This window comes from Mesorhizobium sp. M5C.F.Ca.ET.164.01.1.1 (genome assembly GCF_004792125.1).
GTDB lineage: Bacteria > Pseudomonadota > Alphaproteobacteria > Rhizobiales > Rhizobiaceae > Mesorhizobium > Mesorhizobium wenxiniae.
The window spans coordinates 1-357 of the sequence record NZ_SRTG01000252.1 but is presented as its reverse complement, the minus strand read 5'-3'; the positions used below and the strand labels follow the sequence as shown (position 1 = coordinate 357).

The 357-nt window shown below is 59.4% G+C and carries 1 protein-coding gene; it reads right to left on the bottom strand.

Going from position 1 to position 357, the window contains the following annotated elements; translation table 11 throughout:
* Positions 1-357, bottom strand: a 357-nt coding sequence (locus EN807_RS33350; protein ID WP_135938003.1) for a hypothetical protein, incomplete at both ends; no start/stop codon positions are given.

Here is a 357-nt window from a genome sequence, read left to right as displayed (position 1 = left end):
CCGCAACTGGGCGAAATCTCGATCAAAGACAATGCTGACGTCATAGCCGGCACTGTCCTGGAGTGCCGCTGCTAGTTTTCGCAGCGCTTCGAGCTCCGCTTTTGACGCGTCGCCTTTGGCGCGCAGGCCGATGCTCACCAGGAAGGCGTCGAGTGCGGTCGCTAGAACCTCGGACGCATTCTTGAGGGTCTTTGCCCCTTCGAGCAAATTGTCCTGCCAGCCTGACGTCCACTCGGTGACATCTATAAGACGCAAGACCGACCGCATCTCCACCGACTGAAATGCGAGACCTGTTTCGGCGGCAATATGCTCCAGCGCCAGCCGGTTTGCCTCGTCATGGGAATCGCGCGATGGCCA